The sequence below is a fragment of the Streptomyces sp. SID13726 genome, assembly GCF_010548375.1.
In the GTDB taxonomy this organism is placed as follows: Bacteria; Actinomycetota; Actinomycetes; order Streptomycetales; family Streptomycetaceae; genus Streptomyces.
This window is the reverse complement of record NZ_JAAGLY010000479.1, coordinates 1-435: the sequence shown is the minus strand read 5'-3', so window position 1 is coordinate 435 and position 435 is coordinate 1. Positions and strand designations below refer to the sequence as shown.

Genomic DNA, 435 nt, shown 5'->3' with positions numbered 1-435 from the left:
TCATGCCGGTGCTCGGCGCAGTACTGGGGAACGCGCAGCGCGCCACGCTCGCGCACGGCCATGTTCTCGCAGCCCGGCGCGACGCACGGGAGGGTCGGTGAGCCGCAGGACTCGCAGACGAACACCGGGAGCTGACCCGCTGGCCGGTTCGACTTGCGGTGCTCCGTCCTGGCGAAGCACGACGAGCACCAGCCGTCCTTCGGCTCGTACGGGGAGACGTCGTCTGCGACGTCGGCGATCCACTGCGCGACCTTCGCGTAGGCGTCGGCGCGCTTCTGCGCGGACTTCTTGTTCTCCTCGGCGAGCTTAAGCGCTGCCTTCTGGCTCGCGGCGTCGGCTGCCGCTAGGGCGTCGGTGTACGACGTGGTCCGCGCCTCGTACCAGGACTTCGCGTAGGCCCACAGGTTGCTCAGCAGAGCGGGGTTCTGGGCGAGG

General features: G+C 69.7%; 1 protein-coding gene. It reads right to left on the bottom strand.

The window, feature by feature from the left end:
• The coding region (locus tag G3I78_RS48680; RefSeq protein WP_203616549.1) for a hypothetical protein at window positions 1-435 on the bottom strand (435 nt) is incomplete at both ends.